Here is a 21,960-nt window from a genome sequence, read left to right as displayed (position 1 = left end):
TAGATGTTCCGTGTCGAGTTCGTTGCGGTGCAGTTCGTGCGCCTTTTCCGCGGCGCGTTGCAACAGTTCCATCGTCTGCTCGCTGAACGCGTCGGTGGCATCGACGGATTCGCGCGGCACTTCGGCGGCGAGGCCGGCGAGTTCGCCGTCGTGCTCGCCTTCGCCGCCCATGCCGCCGAACAGGCGCGACAACCCGCCGCCGCCCAGCAGCGAATCGAACGGGTTAAGCATGCTTTGATGACGCATCAATTGCCGGTAGTGGTAGTCGCAGATCGACAGCGACTTGCGCTCGCCGTTCTCGTTCACGACGACGCGCGCGACCGCGGGGCGGGCATGACAGATATCGCAGAGTGTAGGCATGATCGGATGACCTCTAACCGTGGGAAGTTGGGTCCTGCAAATGGCGGCGCTTACGCACGAGGGGGCGTGTCCTTCAGCGAGCCGATACTCAGCGAACCTTGCGCGGTCGCGCCCACCGGTGTCTCCGTTTGCGGCGAACTCGCGGAGGCAGCCTGCGCGCCGGGTTCGACGAGCGCTTCGAGCAAATCGGCCGAAGGGACGAAGAAGAGGCCGCCGGTGGCGGCGCGGCTGAAATCGAGCAGCCGGTCGTAATTGCCCGGCGGCCTGCCGACGAACATGTTCTGCAGCATCTGTTCGATGGGCGCGGGCGAGCGGGCATAGCCGATGAAATACGTGCCGAACTCCTTGTCGCCCACGCGTCCGAACGGCATGTTGTCGCGCAGGATCTTGATCTCTTCGCCGTTTTCGTCGAGCGTGGTCAGCGAGCTGTGCGAGTTCGAGGGCTTCACATCGGGCGCGAGTTCGATATCGGAGAGCTTCTTGCGGCCGATGATGTTCTCCTGCGTTTCAACGGGCAGCGCATTCCAGCCCTTCATGTCGTGCAGGTACTTCTGGACGAGCACATAGCTGCCGCCCGCGAACGTCGCGTCCTCGTTGCCGATGATCGTGAACTTCGTGGCGTCGCGGCCTTGCGGATTCTCGGTGCCGTCGACGAAGCCGATCACGTCGCGCATGTCGAAGTTGCGAAAGCCGTGCACTTCGTCCACCACCGTTACCGCGTCGCCCAGCCGTTCCAGCATCTGCGTCGCGAGCTCGAAGCACAGGTCCATATGGGAGGCGCGAATATGCAGAAGAATATCGCCGGGCGTCGCGAGCGCAACCCGATTGCCCGCGCGGATTTCGCGAAACGGATGCAGTTCCGCGGGGCGGGGCGTGCCGAAGAGCGTGTCCCACGCCTGCGAGCCGAACCCGCACACGCAGGAGAGGTAGCCCGAAGGCACGCGCTTGCCCACGGAGCGCACGAAGGCGGCGACGTCGCCGCACCAGTTGCGCACGGTCGAAGCCGCGTCGTCGCCGGGATTGAGCGTCGCCACGATGAAAATGGCGCTAACGGTGACGGGGCTGATTACGGCTTGAGGCTCGACATCGGACATAGGCATGGGCGACTCCTGCAGAAGCGGCGACCGGTGCGCCTTGAATGCATGAGTGGCGCCGGCGGAACCGGCGATCGGCACGCTGCGCGCTCGCCGGCTTCGATGCGGCGTGAGGCCGGCGAGCGCATGCAGCGCAGTGTCCTGACTATCGGGTCTCTTGCGCGCCGCCCCCGGAATGACACGGCAATGGAATTGGAACGTTCTGGCGTGGCCGATCGAGCAAACCGAAGTCTTCAGACGGTCAATCCATGCAAACCACAAAAAGGGACAATTTGACGTTTGAATTCTATGAGGCGATCCCGCGGCTGTGAACCTCCGTGCATCCGATACCTAATATCGGGTGACCAGGTGCCTCTCCCGAGCCGATATCAGGTATCGGAAACGCGTGCCGCGCGCCGCGTTTCGCTCATCCAGTTTAGATGTACGATTGCTCGAACGTGAAGGACAGACTCGCATCATGCGCGGGGCGAATGCCGCCAGAGAGGACGACAGGGGACGACAGGGCACGTCGCAGCGGGCATCGCGAACGGCATGATGCGGAGGCTGCGTGGCGGGCGCGCGTGCATGCTGCACCGCGGCTGGCCGGACGCGGAGCGGGGAAGTTCGGGCGATGCGTGCAGCCGGCTACTTGTGCATCATCGCCATGACGAGGAAGTGAAGGGGCAGTGTGAGCAGGACCGTGCCGCCAAAGCCCACGCACCACAATATGGCAATCCACTTCAGATCATGCAGGAAGCGGTGGCGCCGGCTGGCGGGCTCGCGCTTGATGGCTGGCTTCATGGTCAACTCCTCACCGTCGTGGTTGGCTTCGGGTGCAGGCCGCGGCCACGAGGGGCAACTGCAACAGGCAGTGTCCGTGGCGCACGTTCGATCATGCTCGCGCAACCATTATGGCACCTCCGGCGCGCCGGTGTGCCAGCCAACGATTTTCCAAAAGGGGACCCTACGATGACTACCGACTACGATCCCGGCGTGCGCATCAAGGAGCGCGACAAGGTTGGCCCGCACCTCACCACGCAGGAGCACGTGGGGCTGAACGGCAAGATTGCCGTGATCATCACCAATGCCGTGGGCACGATGTGGTGCGCCTACATTTTCGCGGCCATCGCGCTGATCAGTCTGCCTTCGTCCATTGCGGGCGGGATTTCTACCCTGATTGCCTGGATTGCGCAGACGTTTTTGCAACTGGTGCTGCTCTCCGTGATCATGGTGGGGCAGAAGGTGGCGGCCGCGGCCGCGGACAAGCAGGCGCTGCAGACCTATAAGGACGCGGAGGCCCTCTTGAAGCTCCAGGCGGAGATGCGCAAGCTCATCGAGGTCAACAACGCGCTGACCGAGGCGATCCATCGCGCGGTGATCGACAAGGACAAGGCGGCGGTGCAGCCCGGCAGTTGAGCGGGCGAGACGTGGCCGCCGCGGCCCGCAACGACCAGAACAAGGAGCGAACATGGCGCAGCAGGAACGCATGGAATGCTATGGGTTCGATGTCACCGCCCACTCGAGGTGCAACAGGCTGGGCGGATGGATCGCCCATGTGGAGATCCACCACAAGGGGCGCCTCTTTGCGACCTGCAGCCCCGATACCGTGCAGCCCGAGTGGCGGACCGAGGCCGAGGCGAATCGCGACGGCATCGAACGGGGCTGCAAGTTCCTCGGCCGCATGATGAACGACCCGCACGACCGTTCATGGGTGGCCATGCGCGCGCATGCGCAGAAGTGGTTTTTCCGGATCGAGGAATCGCAGGAGTCCGAGCAGATCGTGCAGGACGTGCTCGTGCGCAAGGACGCGAGCACGTAGCACGCGATACACGGCGGCGCTCGCTTAGCTATCGTCTACGTTGTCCGCGTAGTGATCGATCGCGACTTTGCATTCGTCCACGACCACCTGGAGCGCGTCCGGGTCGAGCGCCTCCACCCAGCGCTCCACGTGCAGGAAGCGGTCGGTGCCGAGGTCGGCGATTCGCGCGGCGTCGGTGGTGGTGACGGAGACTGTCGCGAGTCCGCGGTTGTTGGGCAGCGGCGCGAGCATCGCGGCGATCTGGAATCGGCGATAAGGGTTGCTGGCTGACACGGCGTTTCACCTCATGAACGGTGTGGGCAGGGTGGGGCGGTCGTGGCGAGTCACGGCCCGTGACCGCCGCTGTTTACCACGATAGGCGTTGGGTAAAAATCTTTCCGCCATAACCCCGTGCGACTTCCTCCACTTCGGTTTCGGGCGGCGACTTCGTTTCGAGGATCAGCGCGACGCTGCCGGGGCGAAGCTCGCCCTCGATCGAGGCGGTCATCTTCTTGTCGAGCCGGTGCTCGACCGCGTGCCCCGCGAGCGCGGCGCCGGCCCCGGCAATAGCGCCGGCCGCCACGCCGAGCGGTCCGGCAATGAGGCCGATCAGGCCGCCCGTCGCGGCGCCGATGGCGGTGCCCCAGTACGACTCTGTGTACTCGTTGAGCACGGCGAGCTTGCCGTCGGCGCCCTTCTGGACCATCACGCCGCTCTCGATCCTGAAGCTGCCGTCGTCCTTCACGAAATTGTTGAAATCCCGCGCGCACCGTTGCGCCGCGTCCAGATTGTCGAAAGTCGCCACGATCAGCGTTTGAGACATTTCGCACTCCTCGTTCGATGGGCCGCGCCAGTTCGCGATAGACAATGGCAACACCGCCGCCAGCGCGAATCTTCCGATATTGACTATCGGTCCGCGCCCAGCGCTTCGGCCACCCAGGTCTTCAGCATATCCACAATCTTGCGCACGCGCGCCGGGACTGGACGCTGCGGCCGGATGAGCAGATTCAGCGCGAGCGGCGGCACCGCGTAGTCGGACACGAGGCGCACGAGGCGGCCCTGCCCGACCGCTTCCCGGCACGCGGGCGCTTCCAGCACGCCGATGCCCACGCCCGCCATCACCATTTCGAACATCGGCCGCCAGTGCGTGGTTTTGATGGTCGTCTGGATCGATACGCCGTCCACGCGGTCGGTGGCGGCGGCGTCGTGCGCATGGGCAGCGTGCGGGGCGCGTGGGACGTGGGGGGCGAGCGGCAGCAGATCCGCGTCGAAGACGCCCTTGACGCGAATGAAGCTGTGATTCGCGAGGTCCGCGGGTTCGGCAATCGCGCCGTGCCGCTTCACATAGTCGGGGGACGCGACGAGCCAGCGCTCGACCTGGCCGAGCGGGTAGGCAATGTATGCGCCGTCGCCGAGCGGCCCGAGACGGAAGGAGATATCCACGCCTTCGGTCACGAGGTCGGCAATCTTGTCGTTCAGCACGAGTTCGATGTCGAGCTGCGGATAGCTCTCGCGAATGCGCCGCAGGCCCTCGGGCAGGAGGGTTTCGCCGAAGCAGTGCGGCGCAGCAATGCGGATCGTGCCCTTGACCGCCTGCTCGTCGTTCGAGACTTCGGCCACGGCCTGCTCCACGGCGCCCAGCACCGACTTGCTGCGTTCGTGGAAGATGATGCCCTCCGGCGTGCACTTGAATGCACGCGCGTTGCGCAACAGCAACTGGCAGCCCAGATACTTCTCCAGCCGCTCGATGCGCTCGCTCACGGCCGGCTGGCCGATGTCGAGATCGCGCGCGGCGCCCGATATGCTGCCTCGCTCCACCACTCTCACGTAAATCCGCATCGCCTCCAGCAGATTCACGTTGCGCTCCCTGTTCGAGCCGGCCCGTTGGTGATCCCCGCGGCCAAGCCTGTGAGCGTCGCTTGCGTCTGCGGGATGCGTGGACATATGACCCCTTTCATTCCCCTGGCTCCAGATTCAGGCGTCGCGAATCGTTGAAGCGACGCGTTACGGCTCAAGAGTAAGGGGAGGCATTCATGCGCGGTATGCACAAATCGGCCCGGCGTCGCGCAGTACAGTTCTGCTACGATCGAACCGCGCCGGGGAGGGCGTTCGATGAATCTTTACGAAAAACTGGCGGACGAAATCGAAACGTCGATCCGGCAAGGGGTGTACCGTCACGGCGAAAAGCTGCCCTCGGTGCGCCAGATGGGTTTGCAGCACCGGCTCAGTGTCGCGACCGTGGTGCGCGCCTATATCCTGCTGGAAAGCCGCGGCCTGATCACGAGCCGCCCTCAGTCGGGATACTTCGTGAACAGCGAGGACCACGCGGACGAGAGTCGCATTCCGGAGTTGCGGCCTTCGCGGCCCCAGCCGGTTTCGCGGCCCGTGGACGTGAGCCGCCTCGTGCTCTCCACCTTGCGCTCCATCGGCGTGGACGACGCAGTGCCGCTCGGCTCGCCGTATCCCGATCCCCGCCCGTTTCCGTTCGACAAGCTCAACCGGTATGCCTACGACGCAGGACGCGGCCAGGAGGTCTGGAGCGTGACGGACGCCTTGCCGCCCGGCAATGTGCGGCTCATGCGCCAGATTGCTCGCCGCTACCTGGAAAACGGCATGCCGATCGACCCCAACGAGATCGTCATCACCGTGGGCGCGACGGAGGCGATCAACCTGTGTCTCCAGGCGGTAGCGAAGCCCGGCGACATCATCGCTGTGGAATCGCCCACGTTCTACGCGATGCTGCACGCCATCGAGCGGCTGGGAATGAAGGCGATCGAAGTGGCGACGCACCCGGATTCCGGCATCGATGTCGATGCGCTGGCCGAGGTGATGGCGTCGCATCCCATCAAGGCGTGCATGGTCATGCCGAACTTCCAGAACCCGCTGGGTTTCCTGATGCCCGATGCGAGCAAGCGCGCGTTCATGGATCTCGTGACGGCACACGACATTCCGGTGATCGAAAACGGCGTCTACAACGAGCTCTATTACGGCGACGCTTATCCGACCACGCTGAAGTCCCTCGATACGAAGGGGCTCGTGCTTCATTGCGGCACGTTCTCGAAGAGCCTGACCGTGGCCTACCGGATCGGCTGGGCGCTGCCGGGACGCTACCGCGATCAGGTCGAGAAACTGAAATTCCTCAACACGCTCACCTCGCCGACGATCCCCCAGATCGCCATCGCCGAATTTCTCGAGCGCGACGGCTACGAGCACCATCTGCGGCGCGTGCGCAAAATGTATGCCCAGCAGGCCAATATGATGCGGGCCATCGTCTCGCGCTTCTTTCCGAAGGGCACGCGCATGTCCCAGCCGGCGGGCGGCTACGTGCTCTGGGTGGAGTTGCCGGAGTCCGTGGACTCGCTGCGCCTCTACAAGCTCGCGCTGGACCAGGGCATCACGATCGGGCCGGGATACATGTTCTCCATCTTTGAGGAGTCTTACCGGAATTTCATCCGGCTCAATTACAGCAGCCCCTGGGCGGAGGAGATCGAGCAGGCCGTGATTACCGTCGGCAAGCTCTCGGCCATGTGCACGCGCGGTTGACGCGGGCGGCCGGCCATTCCGTGGTCCAGTCGAGAGGCGCGAATGTTATTCTCGATGCGCGGACATGCGAAAGAGGCTGAGGCGGTTTAAAGGGGGGGACGCGATGGCTATCGACTTTCCGTTTGCGGTCAAGGTCTTTTCTGCACTCTTTTCTGCACCGCGCATTGGGCGCATGCTGTCGCCGAGAGTGACCGCCATCACGAAGCGCTTGATGGGCATGACTCACTGCCATCGCGGTGGAGATGATGACGGCGAGTCTTTCTGCGCTGTTCAAGGGGCTGGCCCGCTAGTGGCGGGTGGTGCATGGCGGGTGCCCTGTCGATGTCACTGGATGGAGAAACATCATGTCGGATCAGAGTGCGGGTTTGGGCGAAGCCTTCATTGCGAAGCAGCGCATGCGCCTCGAAGCGTTGCAGCGCGAACTGCTGGGCGGCGAGGAAGGCACGATAGCGGACGAGCGCAAGTTCGAAGAAGACCACGGCGAAGAGGCGCACGAATTCGAGGACGAAGGGCAGCGGCTGGAGCAGGACGTCGCGAACCAGGCGCTGCGCGATACGAGCGACCAGCGTATCGCCGACATTCAGCGCGCGCTCGAAAAGATCGCGGAAGGGACCTACGGCTACTCCGACGAAAGCGGCGACCCGATTCCGGTCGAACGGCTCGAGGCCGTGCCGGAAGCGGTCCTGACCGTGCAGGAGCAGGCGGCGCGCGAAGCGCGGCATTGATGCGCCCGCAACGAGAATGAAACCCGGCCCGGAAGCCGAACCGCGGAGGAAGAGGTGACACCCGAACGCATCATGTTCATCCGGCACGCCGAGAAGCCGGCCCCCGATCTGGGCGGCGGTGTCGATGCGAACGGCAACGCCGACGAAGAAAGTCTGGCCGTGCGCGGCTGGCAGCGCGCCGGGGCGCTCGCGCGGTTTTTCTGCCCGGCAGAGGGCGGCCACGCGGCGAAGCTCACACCCCACTCGGTGTTCGCCCCGGGCACGGGGCCGGAGAGCAAGAGCCGCCGGGCCATGCAGACGGTCGCGCCGCTCGTGGCGCTGCTGCAGGCGAGTTCGCGGGTGAACTTCGTCACCGCGTATCTCAAGGACGACGGAGCGGCGCTGATGAAGGACGTGCTGGCCCAGTCCGGCATCGTGCTGGTTGCGTGGGAGCACAAGGTGCTGCCCTCGCTGATCGGCTACCTGCCCCACGCGCCCAAGGTGCCCGAAAGCTGGCCCGAGAACCGCTTCGACCTCGTCTGGGTGCTCGACCGCACGGCGGGCGGATGGAGCTTCACCCAGCTTGCGCAAATGCTGCTGGCGGGCGATAGCGAGAAGCCGATCGAATAGCCTGCATAGTCTGCTTCGAGGCCTGTCCGGCACCTCGAAGCCGGATCGCGATCAGGCTTCCACGTCGGCGAGGCTGAAGATCTCCGTCTTGTCGTTGTACGAAAAGACTTCGCCATAGCGGCCCCAGGCGATCACGGTGTCGAGCGTTTCCTCGGCAGCGCTATCGGAGAGGAAGTCCTCCAGCTCCTGCTCGAAGCGCACGCGCGGCGCGCGATGCCCCGGGCGCTCGCCCAGCACGTTCTTGATCTGCGCGGCGAGCGGCACGCAGCGCAGCAGATGGTCGGCGAACATCATCTTGCGCTCCTGCGTGCCGCGATCGGCGAAGAGATGCCCGGCCTGCGTGAGGATGACGTCGCCTTCCACCACTTCGGCAAAGCCCAGGTATTGCAGCATTTCGGCCACCGGGAACAGTTCGTCCACTTCCAGCTGCAGCGTGCGTGCGATTTCCGGCAGGTCCGCGCGGCCCTTGTACGGTTCGGCGGCGAGCGTTTCGATCAGACCGGCCATGAGGTTGGTGGAGACGCCGGGCAGCCAGCTGCTCAGTTCGAGTTCGCGCTTCGCCTCCGCGCCGATCTGCCGCGCGGTCATCTTCGCGTAGATCTCGTCCACGAGCCGGCGGAATGCGGGGTCGAGCCGGTTGCGCGGATGCTTGAACGGCACTTCGATCTCTGCCATCACGCGGCCCGGGTTCGACGAGAGCACCAGGATGCGGTCGCACATGAAGACCGCTTCCTCGATGTTGTGCGTGACGATCAGCACCGACTTGATCGGCATGCGGCCCTGGGTCCACAGGTCGAGCAGGTCGGTACGCAGCGTTTCGGCGGTGAGCACGTCGAGCGCCGAGAACGGCTCGTCCATCAGCAGGATGGTGGGATCGACCACGAGCGCGCGGGCGAAGCCCACACGCTGGCGCATGCCGCCCGAAAGCTCGCGCGGATAGGCGTTTTCGAAGCCATCCAGACCGATCAGGTCGATGGCCGCGAGCGCGCGTTCGCGCCGCTGCTGGGGATCCACGCCGATCGCCTCGAGCCCGGCTTCCACGTTTTGCAGCACCGTGAGCCACGGAAAGAGCGCGAAGGTCTGGAACACCATCGCCACACCCTCGGCGGGGCCGCGCAGCGTTTTGCCCTGATAGATCACCTCGCCGCCCGTGGCCGGAATGAGGCCGGCGATGATGCGCAGCAGCGTGGACTTGCCCGAGCCCGAACGGCCCAGCATCCCGACGATTTCACCCTCGTGCAGCGTGACGTTCACGTCGTCGAGCACGAGCAGCTCGGGCTGGCTCTTGTCGAAACCCCGGCTCACGTGCTGGACGGACAGCACTTCTTTGCCCGGCTGTACAGCGGGCTTGAGGAGATCGGCGGTATCGGCTTTGACGTTTTGCATGGTAAGAACTCTCGGTCAAGTCTGTCGATTGCAGCGGATCGTCAGGTTCGGTTGCGTGAAATAAAGCTTGCTGAAAGAGCTTGTTCAGCTTGTGCGCGCTTTGGCGAGACAGAAGCGCCCCAGTATCCAATCATGCAGATACTTCGTGACAGAAACTTGGCATCGTTTAGGAATCCGGTGATTTTTTGCGGGGTGGGGGAGGCGATGCACGCGGCAGTGGGGCGCTCCCAGGGGCAGTAAGCGAATTGTCGGCGTGCAGGGTGCCGGATTCGGGTGCGATTGGCCTCCGGAGGCCGCCCGGCGGGGCCCGAGGGCGCCCCTTCCGGGTGTGTGGGATAATTGCTGAGTTAAGCCCCAGGCACGACTCAAGAGGTTGTTCGCACGGGCGCGCGAGGGGCCGTCAATCCCGTGGTCCCCATTTGAATGAGCCAGCGACGCTTTTCAAGCGACATTCCTGCGATTTTTCTTTCAGCAACCACGATGCCCACATACCGTTCCAAAACTTCCACGGCCGGCCGCAACATGGCGGGCGCACGCTCCCTGTGGCGCGCCACCGGCATGAAAGACGACGATTTCTCGAAGCCGATCATCGCCGTCGTCAACTCGTTCACCCAGTTCGTGCCGGGCCACGTTCACCTGAAGGACCTGGGCCAGCTCGTCGCGCGCGAGATCGAAGCCGCGGGCGGCGTTGCCAAGGAATTCAACACCATCGCGGTCGACGACGGCATCGCCATGGGCCACGACGGCATGCTGTATTCGCTGCCGAGCCGCGACATCATCGCGGATTCGGTGGAGTACATGGTCAACGCGCACTGCGCCGACGCCATGGTCTGCATCTCCAACTGCGACAAGATCACCCCGGGCATGCTGATGGCCGCGATGCGCCTGAACATCCCCGTGATCTTCGTTTCGGGCGGCCCCATGGAAGCGGGCAAGACGCGCCTCGCCAACCCCGTGACCAAGGCCATCGAGGTCAAGAAGCTCGACCTGATCGACGCCATGGTGATCGCAGCCGACACCCAGTATTCCGATGCCGAAGTGGCCGAAGTCGAACGCTCGGCCTGCCCGACCTGCGGCTCGTGCTCGGGCATGTTCACGGCCAACTCGATGAACTGCCTGACCGAGGCGCTCGGCCTTTCGCTGCCCGGCAACGGCACGGTGGTGGCCACGCACGCGGACCGCGAGCAGCTTTTCAAGCGCGCCGGCCGCCGCATCGTGGAGCTCACGCGCCAGTACTACGAACAGGACGACGAGCGCGTGCTGCCGCGCTCGGTGGGCTTCAAGGCGTTCGAGAACGCGATGACGCTCGACATCGCCATGGGCGGCTCCACCAACACCATCCTGCACTTGCTGGCGGTGGCGCAGGAAGCGGGCATCGACTTCAGCATGGCCGACATCGACCGCCTCTCGCGCGTCGTGCCGCAGCTGTGCAAGGTGGCGCCCAACACCAACAAGTACCACATCGAAGACGTGCATCGCGCGGGCGGCATCATGGCCATCCTCGGCGAGCTCGATCGCGCGGGCAAGCTGCACACCGACGTGCCGACGGTGCACACGGCCACACTCAAGGATGCGCTCGATCAGTGGGATATCGTCCGCACCCAGGATGACGCCGTGAAGACGTTCTATCAGGCGGGTCCGGCGGGCATTCCCACCCAGACGGCGTTCAGCCAGAACACGCGCTGGCCGAGCCTCGATCTCGACCGCGCCGAAGGGTGCATTCGCTCGTATGAGCATGCGTTCTCGAAGGAAGGCGGTTTGGCCGTGCTGACCGGCAATATCGCGCTGGACGGCTGCGTGGTGAAGACGGCCGGCGTGGACGACAGCCTGCTCGTGTTCGAGGGTACGGCGCACGTGACCGAGTCGCAGGACGAGGCCGTGGAGAACATCCTCAACGACAAGGTCAAGGCCGGCGACGTGGTGATCGTGCGTTATGAAGGCCCCAAGGGCGGCCCTGGCATGCAGGAGATGCTTTACCCCACGAGCTATATCAAGTCGAAGGGGCTCGGTAAGGCTTGTGCGCTGCTGACGGATGGGCGGTTCTCGGGCGGGACTTCGGGGCTTTCGATGGGTCACTGCTCGCCGGAAGCGGCTGCGGGCGGGGCGATTGGTCTCGTGCGCGACGGCGACAAGATTCGTATCGACATTCCCAACCGCACGATCAACGTGCTCGTTTCCGACGAGGAACTGGCGCGCCGCCGCGAAGAGCAGAACGCGAAGGGCTGGAAGCCTGCCAAGGCGCGTCCGCGCAAGGTGTCGGCGGCGCTGAAGGCTTATGCGAAGCTTGTGATGTCGGCCGATAAGGGGGCCGTGCGGGATTTGTCGTTGCTGGAGGATTGAGAGGGTTGAGGCGGGCTTTGGGCCCGCTTCTTCGCCGCAATGGGAAAGGCCGCTCTTTGGAGCGGTCTTTTTTTATGGTGTTTCGTGGATTTGTGGCGAGGTCGCTTGAGGAACGGTTGAATCCGCCTCGTTGCCGCGGCCTCCTGGTGATAGCGGCATAGAAAAGGCGCAATTTCGCGGACGCCCAACGGAGGTAACCGCTCAAACTGCGCTATGCACGCCGATATTGTGATAGCGCCCTTTGAAATACAGCAATGGCTGCGCAACAGCAGTTTCTTGCATGTGCAATGCTTTCACTTCGCCAATCACGATCAGGTGATCACCTGCCGCGTGTTCTGCGTAAATTTCGCAATCAAGCCAGTGAAGGCTGCCGGCAATGACCGGATTACCCAGCGGCGATTCCTGCCATTCGACACCGTGCCACTTGTCCGTGCCTCGCCGAGCGAACTGGTTGGAAATCCGGACTTGCTCGTCCGACAAAATATTGACCGCGAAACGACCTGCCCGGCGAATCCTGGGGTAGCTGCCTGAGCTGGACATTACGCTGAATGACACCAGCGGCGGGCTCATCGACACGCTATAAAACGACTGGCAAGTGAAGCCAACCGGTTCGCCATCAACGTGCGATGTAATCACCGTAATACCGGATGCGTAGTGCCCGAGCGCTTCACGAAAGCTCAATGGCTCGATAGCATTACTGGAAAGTGACATAGTCGGCACCGGATACCAGGTGTAGCTCGAAAGTGTTAAGAAAGGCCTGAAGTCGTCAGGTAGTGTTGGCTGACTTCAGCGCGGCCTGCTTGCGCTTGCTGGCTTGATCGGAATCGGAAACAGGCCTTGCTTCGTCTTGATGCCCGGGCGACCTGGGCGGCGTATGCCGCCAGATTCGCGGAGTCTGTCCAGGGGAATCCACGCCGCCTTCAATCCGCCCGAGCACCCTCTCCGACTCTGGCTCGGGGTTAGTTCGAGAGTTCTCCGCGAACGATTGCCGCGCCTGCACTCAGGGCTTCCAGCTTGCCCTTCGCGATTGCACGAGACAGGGGCGCCATGCCACAGTTGGTGCAAGGATAGAGCTTGTCGGCATCGACAAACTGGAGCGCTTTTCGCAGGGTAGCCGCGACTTCCTCGGGCGTTTCAACGGTTTCGCTAGCCACGTCAATGGCTCCCACCATCACTTTCTTGCCGCGAATCAGCTCGATGAGCTCCATCGGAACGTGAGAGTTATGGCATTCCAGCGAGACCATGCCGATACTCGACTTTTGCAGCTTGGGGAACGCCTCTTCATACTGGCGCCACTCCGACCCCAGCGTCTTCTTCCAGTCCGTATTGGCCTTGATGCCATAGCCATAGCAGATATGGACAGCGGTTTCGCACTTCAGCCCTTCGATGGCGCGCTCCAGCGTGGCGACGCCCCACTCATTCACCTCATCGAAGAACACATTGAATGCGGGTTCATCAAACTGAATAATATCGACCCCGGCAGCTTCCAGCTCCCTGGCTTCCTGATTCAGGATTTTGGCGAATTCCCAAGCCAGCTTTTCGCGGCTTTTATAGTGATCGTCATGGAGCGTATCGATCATCGTCATGGGACCAGGCAACGCCCACTTGATGGGTTGATTCGTTTGCTGACGCAGGAATTTAGCGTCTTCGACAAAGACCGGCTTTTTGCGAGCAACAGCACCTACCACCGTCGGTACGCTTGCATCATAGCGATCGCGAATCCGGACGGTCTTGCGATTCTGGAAATCGACACCGTCCAGGTGTTCGATAAACGTGGTCACAAAGTGCTGACGCGTTTGTTCGCCATCGCTGACGATGTCGATACCTGCGTGTTGTTGTTCTTGCAGCGACAAAAGCAAAGCATCCTGTTTGCCCTCAACCAGTTCCTCGTCCTGCAACTTCCACGGGGACCAAAGCTTCTCGGGTTCTGCCAGCCAGGAGGGTTTCGGCAAGCTGCCAGCAGTCGAAGTGGGCAACAATTTTTTCACAGTATATGACCTTGTGTTTTTGATGGATTAGAGAGCGTAGTTAGCGGACCACTGCTGAAGAACAGCCTGGTAGGGTTTGATGAAATGCTCTTCAGCAAACTTGCCCTGCTCGATAGCCAGACGGCTGCGCTCTTCCCGGTCGTAAACAATTCGGGTTAAGGAAAAATCCTGGTGCTGCAAACTGGGCTGATAGGATTCCCCTGCCGCAGAATTCGCATTGTAGATTTCCGGCCGATAGATCTTCTGGAAGGTATCCATCGTGCTGATCGTGCCGATCAGCTCGAGATTGCTGTAGTCAGCAATCAGGTCGCCGGAAAAATAGAAAGCCAAAGGCGCGACACTATTCGGCGGCATGAAATAGCGAACCTTCAAACCCATTTTCTTGAAGTATTCGTCAGTGAGCGAATATTCGTCCTGCAGGTATTCAACACCCAAAACAGGATGCTGATTCGCCGTCCGTTGATAGGTCTTGCTGCTCGAAACGCTCAGGCAGATCACCGGCTGCTTTTTGAAGTTGGCACGGTAAGCGCTGGAATTCACGAAGCTCTTGAAGAGCTTTCCATGCAGCGATCCGAAATCATCGGGCGTGCTGAATTCAGACTGGTTCTTGTTATGCTCCAGCAGCAGAACGCTGAAGTCATAATCTCGCACGTAAGAAGAAAAATTGTTTCCTACAATACCCTCGATGCGCTCGCCGGTTTTTTGATCGACAATATTCGTCTTCAATATTTCAATCAAGGGCAGCGTATGCGTGCTGCTTTCGCCATCAACATTCATTTCAACAGAAATGATCTCATGCTTGACGGTATAGCGATCGCCTTTAGGATTATCCCAATGCGCCAGGGCATTGAAACGATTGTCGATCATCCTGAAGGTGTTGCGCAAGTTCTCCTGACGACTCGTTCCTCTCGCCAGGTTAGCAAAATTGGTTGTTATACGCGTATTGTCTGAAGGGTGATAGTCTTCATCAAAACAAATGCTTTTGATCGCAAATGTAAAATCTTTGCTCATTTTGATCTGGCGCCCTAATTTCCGAGATGAGTCGGCATCCATTTCCTGCGTTTCGCAATCTTTTCTGATTGGCTACTCAGCAGTCTTCATGGTGTCGACATTTAGACTGAATTTTATGTCGATTCACTGATGAAAAAAAGTGAATTGATCTCATGGAATAATTAGAAATTTTCATGGCTCGGGAGCGCCTGTCCCAAGGGCCTTCCTTGCTTCCGGGATCTGACCGCCTCAGCGCTCCGCCTGCTTATTTGCGTACCGATGGGGAGTGTTCAGGACTCGCTTGCGGAGTCATCGTCGCCATAGAACTTCACGCCCAGCTGAATGCGTTCCCGGCCGCTTTCCAGGCGATGCCGATTGGTGTCACGGAGCGAATAGACGCAGCCGCAATATTCTTGCTGGTAGAAGTTTTCTCGCTTGCTGATCTCGATCATGCGCGCCGAGCCGCCGCCTTTGCGCCAGTTGTATTCCCAATACAGCATGCCGGGATAGTGCGAGGCTGCACGCACACCGCAATCGTTGATCTGTTGCATGTTCTTCCACCGCGAGATGCCCAACGAACTGGTGATGACAGGGAAGCCGTGCTCATGTGCATACAGCGCCGTGCGCTCAAAGCGCATATCGAAGCACATGGTGCAGCGGATGCCGCGCTCCGGTTCGTTTTCCATTCCCTTGGCACGCTCAAACCAGTTGTCGCGGTCGTAGTCGGCATCGACAAACGGAATGCCGAATTTCTCTGCGAACCGGATGTTTTCCTGCTTGCGTAATTCGTATTCCTTCAGCGGATGGATATTCGGGTTGTAAAAGAAAATTGTGAAGTCGATGCCGGACGCCTGCATGGCTTCCATCACTTCGCCCGAGCAAGGGGCGCAGCACGAGTGCAGCAGCACCTTGTTCTGCCCGCCAGGCAATGGGAGCGGCTTGCGGTCATTGATTTGTGTCATGGCACCCCCTTCGATGAAACTGCGCGTCGGCTACCCGAACACGCACAATGCGTTCAAATATGATCTGCATTCCCGTGCGGGCTAACTGAAGTGTCTCGGGGCCGGCCCGGGACACAGAATACGGCTTGCGCTACGCGTTTATTGCGCCTGGCTGCGCAGCGCCTTCGCGGCCGCGACCATATTGGTCAGTGCCGGAATCACTTCCGCCCATTGGCGCGTCTTCAGGCCACAGTCCGGGTTCACCCACAGACGCTCCGCCGGCACACGCTCAGCCGCCTTCTTCATCAGTTGCACGATGTGCTCCTGTGTCGGGATGTTCGGCGAGTGAATGTCATACACACCCGGGCCGATCTCGTTCGGATACCTGAAGTTTTCAAACGCGTCGAGCAGCTCCATATCCGAGCGCGAGGTCTCGATCGTGATGACGTCCGCGTCCATGTCGGCGATCGACGCGATGATGTCGTTGAACTCCGAATAGCACATGTGCGTGTGGATCTGCGTTTCGTCCTGCACGCCGTTCGCCGTGATGCGGAACGATTCCACGGCCCAGCGCAGGTACTCGCCCCACTGCGCGCGGCGCAGCGGCAGGCCTTCGCGCAGCGCGGCCTCGTCGATCTGGATCACGTGCACGCCGGCCTTCTCCAGGTCCAGCACTTCTTCGCGGATCGCCAGCGCAAGCTGGTAGCACGACACCGAGCGCGGCTGGTCGTCGCGCACGAACGACCAGTTCAGGATCGTCACCGGGCCCGTGAGCATGCCCTTCATCGGCTTGTTCGTGAGCGACTGGGCGTAAGTGATCCACTCCACCGTCATCGCCTTCGGACGGCTGATGTCGCCGAACAGGATAGGCGGCTTCACGCAGCGCGAGCCATACGACTGCACCCAGCCGAACTGGCTGAACGCGTAGCCGTCCAGTTGCTCGCCGAAGTACTCGACCATGTCGTTACGCTCAGCTTCGCCGTGCACGAGCACGTCCAGACCCAGCGCTTCCTGTTCGCGCACGCTGCGCCCGATTTCCTTGCGCATTGCGGCCTCGTAGCCGGCGTCGTCGAGACGGCCTGCCTTGTATTCGCTGCGTGCGTGACGGATGTCGGCGGTCTGCGGGAACGAACCGATCGTCGTGGTCGGGTACGCGGGCAGGTTCAGGATGGCCGACTGCTTCGGCGCGCGCTCCGCATAGGCGTGCTGGCGGTTGCCGAGCGCAGCGTCGATGCGCACAATGGCGGCCTTCACAGCCGGATTGTTCACGCGCGGCGAGCTGCGGCGCGCGGCGATGGCGGCGGCATTGGCGTCCAGTTCGGCGGCGACTTTCTCGCGGCCTTCGTTGAGCGCAGTTGCGAGCACCTTCACTTCGTCCAGCTTTTGCAGCGCGAAGGCGAGCCACGAGCGGATTTCGGCGTCGAGCTTCGCTTCGCTCGCGAGGTCCACTGGCACGTGCAGCAGCGAGCACGACGGCGCGATCCAGAGGCGCTCGCCCAGTTGCTGCGCGAGCGGTGCGAGCCATTCGAGCGCGGCGTTCAGGTCCGTCTTCCAGATGTTGCGGCCGTTGATGGCGCCCACCGAAAGGACGCTCTGCGCGGGCAGCTTCTGCGCGGCCAGCGCCACTTCTTCGCGGGCGTTGATCGCATCGATATGCAGGCCGTTCACCGGCAGGCTGCACGCGAACTCGAGATTGTCCTTGAGCTGGCCGAAGTACGTCGTGAGCAGCAGCTTGACGCTACGCACCTCGAACCCTTCATACGCACTCACGAACGCTTCGCGCCACGCGGGTTCGAGTTCGGTCACGAGAATCGGCTCGTCGATCTGCACCCACTCCACGCCCAGCGCGTTGAAATGGCTGAGGAGCGCGCGATACACGGCCATCAGGCGCGGCAGCAGCGCGAGCTTGTCGGAATCGTCCTTCGCCTTGCCGAGCCACAGGTAGGTCAGCGGGCCGATGATGACCGGCTTGGCCTTGACGCCCTGCGCCTGCGCTTCCTTCAGCTGTTCCGAGAGCCGCGAGAAGTCGAGGTTGAACTGTGTATCGGCCGTGAATTCGGGGACGATGTAGTGGTAGTTGGTATCGAACCACTTCGTCATTTCGCCGGCTGCCACGCCGCCGCAGCAGGCGGCGTGCTCGTCGGCACCCGCTGCGGAGCGGCCACGCGCCACGCGGAAGGCGTTGTCGATCGCATCGCCATGGAAACCCTGCACGCGCGCCGGCAGGTTGCCGAGCGTGAAGCTCATGTCGAGCACCTGATCGTAGAACGCGAAATCGCCCACGGGCGCCAGATCCAGATCCTTCTGGTTCGCCCAGTGACGGGCGCGCAGTTCGGCGCCCAGCGCCTTGAGTTCGTCGCGCGAGCTCTCGCCCTTCCAGTAGCGTTCGAGGCCGAACTTCAGTTCGCGTTTAGCGCCGATGCGCGGAAAGCCGAGGTTGTGCGTGCTGACCATATCCGCTGCCATCCCTATGAGAATTGATGAAATCCATCCAGAGTGGGGCCGATCATAGAGCTATTCTTCAATGAAGAAAAATGGCATTATTTCATCTTCTCATTAGATTTTTTCATCAGCTTGCCGGGAGCCCAGCCTCATGCTCGAACGCGTTCATCTAGTCATCGTGCGTGAAGTCGCCCGCCAGGGCTCGCTCACCGCGGCCGCGGCGTCGCTCTTTCTGACGCAGTCGGCGTTGAGCCATACGGTCAAGAAGATCGAGCAGCAACTCGGCACGCCGATATGGGATCGCGAGGGCCGCAGCCTGCGTCTGACCCAGGCGGGCCAGTATCTCCTTTCCCTCGCCGAGCGCCTTTTGCCCCAGTTCGAGCTGGCCGAAGAGCGCATGAAACAATATGCGGCGGGCGAGCGCGGCACGCTGCGCATCGGCATGGAGTGCGCGCCCTGCTATCAATGGCTGCTCAAGGTCGTGTCGCCGTATCTCACGCGCTGGCCGGACGTCGATGTCGATGTGAAGCAGCGTTTCCAGTTCGGCGGCATCGGCGCGCTGATTGGCTACGATATTGACGTGCTGGTCACGCCCGATCCGCTCAATCGTCCGGGCCTGCGCTTCGAGCCGGTGTTCGACTACGAGCAGGTACTGGTGGTCGCCGAAGAGCACCGGCTTGCCAAAGTGCGTTACGTGAAGCCGGAGCAGCTGATCGAGGAAACGCTCATTACCTACCCGGTGGACACGGACCGGCTCGACATCTACAACTATTTTCTGCGCCCGGCAGACGTGGTGCCGCGCCGGCACAAGACGATCGAAACCACCGACATCATGATGCAGATGGTGGCCAGCAACCGCGGCGTGGCCGCATTGCCCAAGTGGCTGGCCGAAGAGTACGCCGACCGCATGCCGATCGTCGGCGTGAAGCTCGGCAAGGAAGGCATCGCCAAACAGATTTTTCTCGGCACGCGCGAGACCGATGGTGCGATCGACTATCTTGCTTCGTTCGTCGACTCCGCGCGGGAATCAAACTGGCAGGCAGCACGCCCACGGCGATGAGCCGATGTGCTTGAGCGCTGGATCGCCACCTGTGCGAATCACGACCGTTGCGGGTCGGCAATCCCTTGCCTCACACACCAGTGCCGGATTTCGATACCCGGTTCGCTCACCCGCCACTACTTTCTACAGCCACCGCCAAATCCCCGCATGCCATCCGGTCAGCGGAATATGCGCCCAGGTCGCCACCAGCCAGACCACGAGCCCACCCGCCAGCGCATGCATTCCAAACCCACCCAGCCGGGCCCGCCCGGCGGCGATAGCCGCGAAGGGCAGATAACTCGTCTTCGCTTCCCACTCGGGCCAGCGCTCGGGTTCGAGCCGCTCCTTCTTGCGATCCTGCAAAGCCGCGCCGACCAGCGCAAGAACGATCATTGCCCCCGCCAGCACGATGTTTTTGGCCACCGGATACACGGCGATATGACACAGCCCCCACAACGCAAAGGCCCACATCATCGGATGCCGTGTGACCGCGTACACACCGCGCGCGGTATCCGGAAACGGAGCAGGGCGCCCGCCCGTGGGCAGCGCGGGGTTGCGGATCAGCGAACCCATCAGCAGGATCGCCGCAATCAGCATGACCGCACTGGCCAGCGCCCAGACCACATCGCCCGCCGGCCATAACGGCGTCGTGACCGGCGCCTTGACGAAGGCAGCAATCAGCCAGCCGAGCGTGGCAAACGCTACCAGCGAATACACACCCAGAAACGGCGTTTCGCCGATCGCGCTGGTCAACGGCTTGCGCAGCGGATGCGACAGAAGAAAATGGCTACCCACGAATGCAATGGCTGCCACTACGACTGCGTCGATCGTTCCCATCGGTCTCTCTCCTTGCAGTTGTTATTCGGCAGAGGCAAAAAGTACCTGCACTTTACGTGGACTTGGGTTGCTTCGCGCAACGTCAGCCGCTTTTCCGCGCGTTTTGGAGGGAGCGTTCGACGGGAAACGGCGCCGCGCGCCGGGACGATGTTGAGCAACGCCAGCACCGTCTCCCGCAGCGGCACGAGCACGCGTTGCACCGCGCTTTTTCCGCCGATCGGCATGCTGGTGTTCGCCTGGTGCCGCGCCTGGCGGCCGCAAACCATGCGCCGGCGCCCGCCTTTGCCCCCGCTCTTTGCGGGCTTCGGCCCTCCCGAGGCACAATGTCTGACCGGACAAAGATCTGAACAAAACGGCGCGGCGGCCCGGGCCCGCTGCGCGAACAAGGAGTCGTGGGCGATGAAGTATTCGAATCTGGTCGAGCGTCTGCAAGGCAGGCGCACGACGGCGTGGGAGATCCATCATGCGGCCCAGCAGGCGGCGGCACGCGGCGAAGACGTGATCGTGCTGAGCGTAGGCGACCCCGACTTCGGCACGCCGGAGGTGATCGTGGAGCGCGCGGTGGCGGCGCTGCGCGCGGGCGACACCCACTACACGACGATCATGGGCCGCGAGCCGCTGCGCGAGGCGATTGCGCGCGAGCACGCGAAGAGCAGCGGGCGGGCGGTCGGCAAGGAGAACGTGATGCTCTGCGCGGGTGCGCAGAACGGCGTGTTCGTGTCGTCGCTATGCCTGTGCGAAGCGGGCGACGAGGTGCTCGTGCCCGAGCCGATGTACCTCACCTACGAGGCCGCGATCCGCGCGTCGGGCGCGACGCTCGTGCCGGTGCCGGTCGATCCGTCGCGCGGCTTTCATCTCGACTGCGATGCGCTGGCCGCTGCCGTCACGCCGCGCACGCGCGCGATCTTCTTTGCCACGCCCTGCAATCCGACCGGCGCCGTGATGCCGCGCGAAGACCTGGAGCGGATTGCCGAAATCGCCAAGGCGCACGATCTCTGGGTTGTTTCCGACGAGGTCTATGCCGACCTTACATTCGAGCGCGAGCACGTGAGCATCGGCGCGCTCGAAGGCATGGCGGAGCGCACTGTCACGCTGGGCAGCCTTTCGAAGTCGCACGCGATGGCGGGCTGGCGGCTGGGCTGGGCGATTGCGCCGGAAACGCTGGTCGGCCATTTCGGGCGTCTGGCGCTGTGCATGCTGTACGGACTGCCAGGTTTTATCCAGCAGGCGGCGCTCACGGCGCTCGAGAACCGCGCGCAGATTGCCGCCGACATGCGCGAGCTCTACCGGCGCCGGCGCGACATCGTATACGAGCGTCTGAACGGTGTGCCGGGCCTGCGCTGCCTCTTGCCCGAGGCGGGCATGTTCATGATGATCGACGTGCGCGACACCGGGCTCGACACGCACGAGTTCACCTGGCAGCTCTTCAAGGCGCAGAAGGTTTCGGTGCTCGATGCGAGCGCGTTCGGCGAGACGGCCAGCGGCTACGTGCGGCTGGGTTTTGTGGTCGACGAGCCGCGGCTTGTGGAGGCGTGCGAGCGGATCGCGGCCTTCGCGCGGCAGCGCGCCGGTTGAATATAAGGACGAGGGCAACCGACAGGGGCAACCGCGGTGCGCCCCGACTGTTTCAGCGATCGCCGTCCAGCAGGTCGTTGAGCATTTCGTCGAAGGCGGCCTGGGCGTCCTCGAGTTCCTGCAACGCCGCGTCGAACGCGGTCAGCGCGAACTGGGACGGGTGGCCGTCGCCTGCCGGCGGGAATTGCGACTGCAACGCAGTGAACGCCGTCTTGACGCGTTGGGTGGCGGTCAGGACACGCTCCATGGCCTGGGATTCTTCGGCTCGCGCCTGTTCTGGGGTCATCGAAAGCTCCGGTGAAAAATGGGCAACG

Annotated in this window: 21 protein-coding genes and 1 pseudogene; 8 read left to right on the top strand and 14 right to left on the bottom strand. The window is 62.5% G+C overall.

The features are described 5' to 3' along the window. The 3 genes and pseudogenes from U5760_RS30605 to U5760_RS30595 form a co-directional block, all read right to left on the bottom strand. Positions 1 to 360, bottom strand: a pseudogene (locus U5760_RS30605) (Clp protease ClpC); the annotation flags it as partial. Between the two features lie 50 nt (positions 361 to 410). Next, positions 411 to 1,460: a Dyp-type peroxidase gene (locus U5760_RS30600; RefSeq protein WP_322016045.1), complete on the bottom strand. Its 1,050-nt coding sequence runs from the start codon at positions 1,458 to 1,460 to the stop codon at positions 411 to 413. A 618-nt stretch (positions 1,461 to 2,078) separates the two neighbouring features. Beyond that, positions 2,079 to 2,234 (bottom strand): hypothetical protein, encoded by a 156-nt coding sequence (locus U5760_RS30595; protein WP_156967249.1) that lies wholly within the window; start codon positions 2,232 to 2,234, stop codon positions 2,079 to 2,081. Positions 2,235 to 2,402: 168 nt separating this feature from the next. Between U5760_RS30595 and U5760_RS30590 the strand changes: the two genes are divergently transcribed. Together U5760_RS30590 and U5760_RS30585 are read left to right on the top strand one after the other, a co-directional pair. Continuing rightward, positions 2,403 to 2,849, top strand: coding sequence for a hypothetical protein (locus tag U5760_RS30590; protein ID WP_322016044.1), 447 nt, complete (start codon positions 2,403 to 2,405; stop codon positions 2,847 to 2,849). Positions 2,850 to 2,901: 52 nt separating this feature from the next. Then, positions 2,902 to 3,252, top strand: a complete 351-nt coding sequence (locus tag U5760_RS30585) for a DUF6566 family protein (RefSeq protein WP_322016043.1) — start codon at positions 2,902 to 2,904, stop codon at positions 3,250 to 3,252. Between the two features lie 24 nt (positions 3,253 to 3,276). Here U5760_RS30585 and U5760_RS30580 read toward each other — a convergent pair whose 3' ends face one another. From U5760_RS30580 to U5760_RS30570, 3 genes are all read right to left on the bottom strand, one after another. Then, the gene (locus U5760_RS30580; RefSeq protein WP_415914209.1) at positions 3,277 to 3,525 is read right to left on the bottom strand and encodes a hypothetical protein; all 249 of its coding nucleotides are present in this window, start codon (positions 3,523 to 3,525) and stop codon (positions 3,277 to 3,279) included. A gap of 73 nt (positions 3,526 to 3,598) precedes the next feature. Then, positions 3,599 to 4,054: a DUF1269 domain-containing protein gene (locus tag U5760_RS30575; protein WP_322016042.1), complete on the bottom strand. Its 456-nt coding sequence runs from the start codon at positions 4,052 to 4,054 to the stop codon at positions 3,599 to 3,601. 83 nt (positions 4,055 to 4,137) lie between these two features. Beyond that, complete coding sequence (locus U5760_RS30570; protein WP_322016041.1) at positions 4,138 to 5,088, bottom strand: LysR family transcriptional regulator; 951 nt, start codon at positions 5,086 to 5,088, stop codon at positions 4,138 to 4,140. A 255-nt stretch (positions 5,089 to 5,343) separates the two neighbouring features. Between U5760_RS30570 and U5760_RS30565 the strand changes: the two genes are divergently transcribed. The 3 genes from U5760_RS30565 (at position 5,344) to U5760_RS30555 (ending at position 8,108) form a co-directional block, all read left to right on the top strand. After that, entirely contained in the window at positions 5,344 to 6,774 is a 1,431-nt protein-coding gene (locus U5760_RS30565; protein ID WP_322016040.1) for a PLP-dependent aminotransferase family protein, read from the top strand. A 344-nt stretch (positions 6,775 to 7,118) separates the two neighbouring features. Then, positions 7,119 to 7,499: a TraR/DksA family transcriptional regulator gene (locus U5760_RS30560; protein ID WP_322016039.1), complete on the top strand. Its 381-nt coding sequence runs from the start codon at positions 7,119 to 7,121 to the stop codon at positions 7,497 to 7,499. Positions 7,500 to 7,553: 54 nt separating this feature from the next. Then, complete coding sequence (locus U5760_RS30555; RefSeq protein ID WP_322016038.1) at positions 7,554 to 8,108, top strand: phosphoglycerate mutase family protein; 555 nt, start codon at positions 7,554 to 7,556, stop codon at positions 8,106 to 8,108. A gap of 51 nt (positions 8,109 to 8,159) precedes the next feature. Here U5760_RS30555 and U5760_RS30550 read toward each other — a convergent pair whose 3' ends face one another. Further along, on the bottom strand, positions 8,160 to 9,494 hold the full coding sequence (locus tag U5760_RS30550; RefSeq protein WP_322016037.1) for a nitrate/sulfonate/bicarbonate ABC transporter ATP-binding protein: 1,335 nt from the start codon (positions 9,492 to 9,494) through the stop codon (positions 8,160 to 8,162). A gap of 480 nt (positions 9,495 to 9,974) precedes the next feature. Here U5760_RS30550 and ilvD point away from each other — a divergent pair, with 480 nt between their 5' ends. Further along, positions 9,975 to 11,834 carry a dihydroxy-acid dehydratase gene (gene ilvD / locus U5760_RS30545; protein ID WP_322016036.1) on the top strand — a complete coding sequence of 620 codons (1,860 nt, stop codon included), beginning with the start codon at positions 9,975 to 9,977 and terminating at the stop codon, positions 11,832 to 11,834. Between the two features lie 201 nt (positions 11,835 to 12,035). Here ilvD and U5760_RS30540 read toward each other — a convergent pair whose 3' ends face one another. The 5 genes from U5760_RS30540 to metE all read right to left on the bottom strand — a co-directional run bounded on the left by U5760_RS30540 (position 12,036) and on the right by metE (position 18,207). Beyond that, complete coding sequence (locus U5760_RS30540) at positions 12,036 to 12,545, bottom strand: flavin reductase family protein (RefSeq protein ID WP_322016035.1); 510 nt, start codon at positions 12,543 to 12,545, stop codon at positions 12,036 to 12,038. A 248-nt stretch (positions 12,546 to 12,793) separates the two neighbouring features. Beyond that, on the bottom strand, positions 12,794 to 13,822 hold the full coding sequence (locus U5760_RS30535) for a methionine synthase (RefSeq protein WP_322016034.1): 1,029 nt from the start codon (positions 13,820 to 13,822) through the stop codon (positions 12,794 to 12,796). A 27-nt stretch (positions 13,823 to 13,849) separates the two neighbouring features. After that, the gene (locus tag U5760_RS30530) at positions 13,850 to 14,833 is read right to left on the bottom strand and encodes a DUF1852 domain-containing protein (RefSeq protein WP_322016048.1); all 984 of its coding nucleotides are present in this window, start codon (positions 14,831 to 14,833) and stop codon (positions 13,850 to 13,852) included. A 269-nt stretch (positions 14,834 to 15,102) separates the two neighbouring features. After that, entirely contained in the window at positions 15,103 to 15,774 is a 672-nt protein-coding gene (locus U5760_RS30525; protein ID WP_322016033.1) for an epoxyqueuosine reductase QueH, read from the bottom strand. Positions 15,775 to 15,912: 138 nt separating this feature from the next. Continuing rightward, complete coding sequence (gene metE / locus U5760_RS30520) at positions 15,913 to 18,207, bottom strand: 5-methyltetrahydropteroyltriglutamate--homocysteine S-methyltransferase (protein ID WP_322016032.1); 2,295 nt, start codon at positions 18,205 to 18,207, stop codon at positions 15,913 to 15,915. Between the two features lie 139 nt (positions 18,208 to 18,346). Here metE and U5760_RS30515 point away from each other — a divergent pair, with 139 nt between their 5' ends. Beyond that, positions 18,347 to 19,255, top strand: coding sequence for a LysR family transcriptional regulator (locus U5760_RS30515; protein ID WP_322016031.1), 909 nt, complete (start codon positions 18,347 to 18,349; stop codon positions 19,253 to 19,255). A gap of 123 nt (positions 19,256 to 19,378) precedes the next feature. On the opposite strand, the gene U5760_RS30510 is transcribed toward U5760_RS30515, so the two are convergent. Then, positions 19,379 to 20,071 (bottom strand): NnrU family protein, encoded by a 693-nt coding sequence (locus tag U5760_RS30510; RefSeq protein WP_322016030.1) that lies wholly within the window; start codon positions 20,069 to 20,071, stop codon positions 19,379 to 19,381. 399 nt (positions 20,072 to 20,470) lie between these two features. On the opposite strand from U5760_RS30510, the gene U5760_RS30505 reads away from it, so the two are divergent. After that, positions 20,471 to 21,646 carry a pyridoxal phosphate-dependent aminotransferase gene (locus U5760_RS30505; protein ID WP_322016029.1) on the top strand — a complete coding sequence of 392 codons (1,176 nt, stop codon included), beginning with the start codon at positions 20,471 to 20,473 and terminating at the stop codon, positions 21,644 to 21,646. Positions 21,647 to 21,698: 52 nt separating this feature from the next. On the opposite strand, the gene U5760_RS30500 is transcribed toward U5760_RS30505, so the two are convergent. Then, positions 21,699 to 21,932, bottom strand: a complete 234-nt coding sequence (locus U5760_RS30500) for a hypothetical protein (RefSeq protein ID WP_322016028.1) — start codon at positions 21,930 to 21,932, stop codon at positions 21,699 to 21,701. Positions 21,933 to 21,960 lie beyond the last annotated feature (28 nt).

Source organism: Paraburkholderia sp. J12, from assembly GCF_905220215.1.
Classification (GTDB): domain Bacteria; phylum Pseudomonadota; class Gammaproteobacteria; order Burkholderiales; family Burkholderiaceae; genus Paraburkholderia.
Note: the sequence above shows the minus strand (reverse complement) of the source record. Positions and strands in the feature narration are given on the sequence as shown.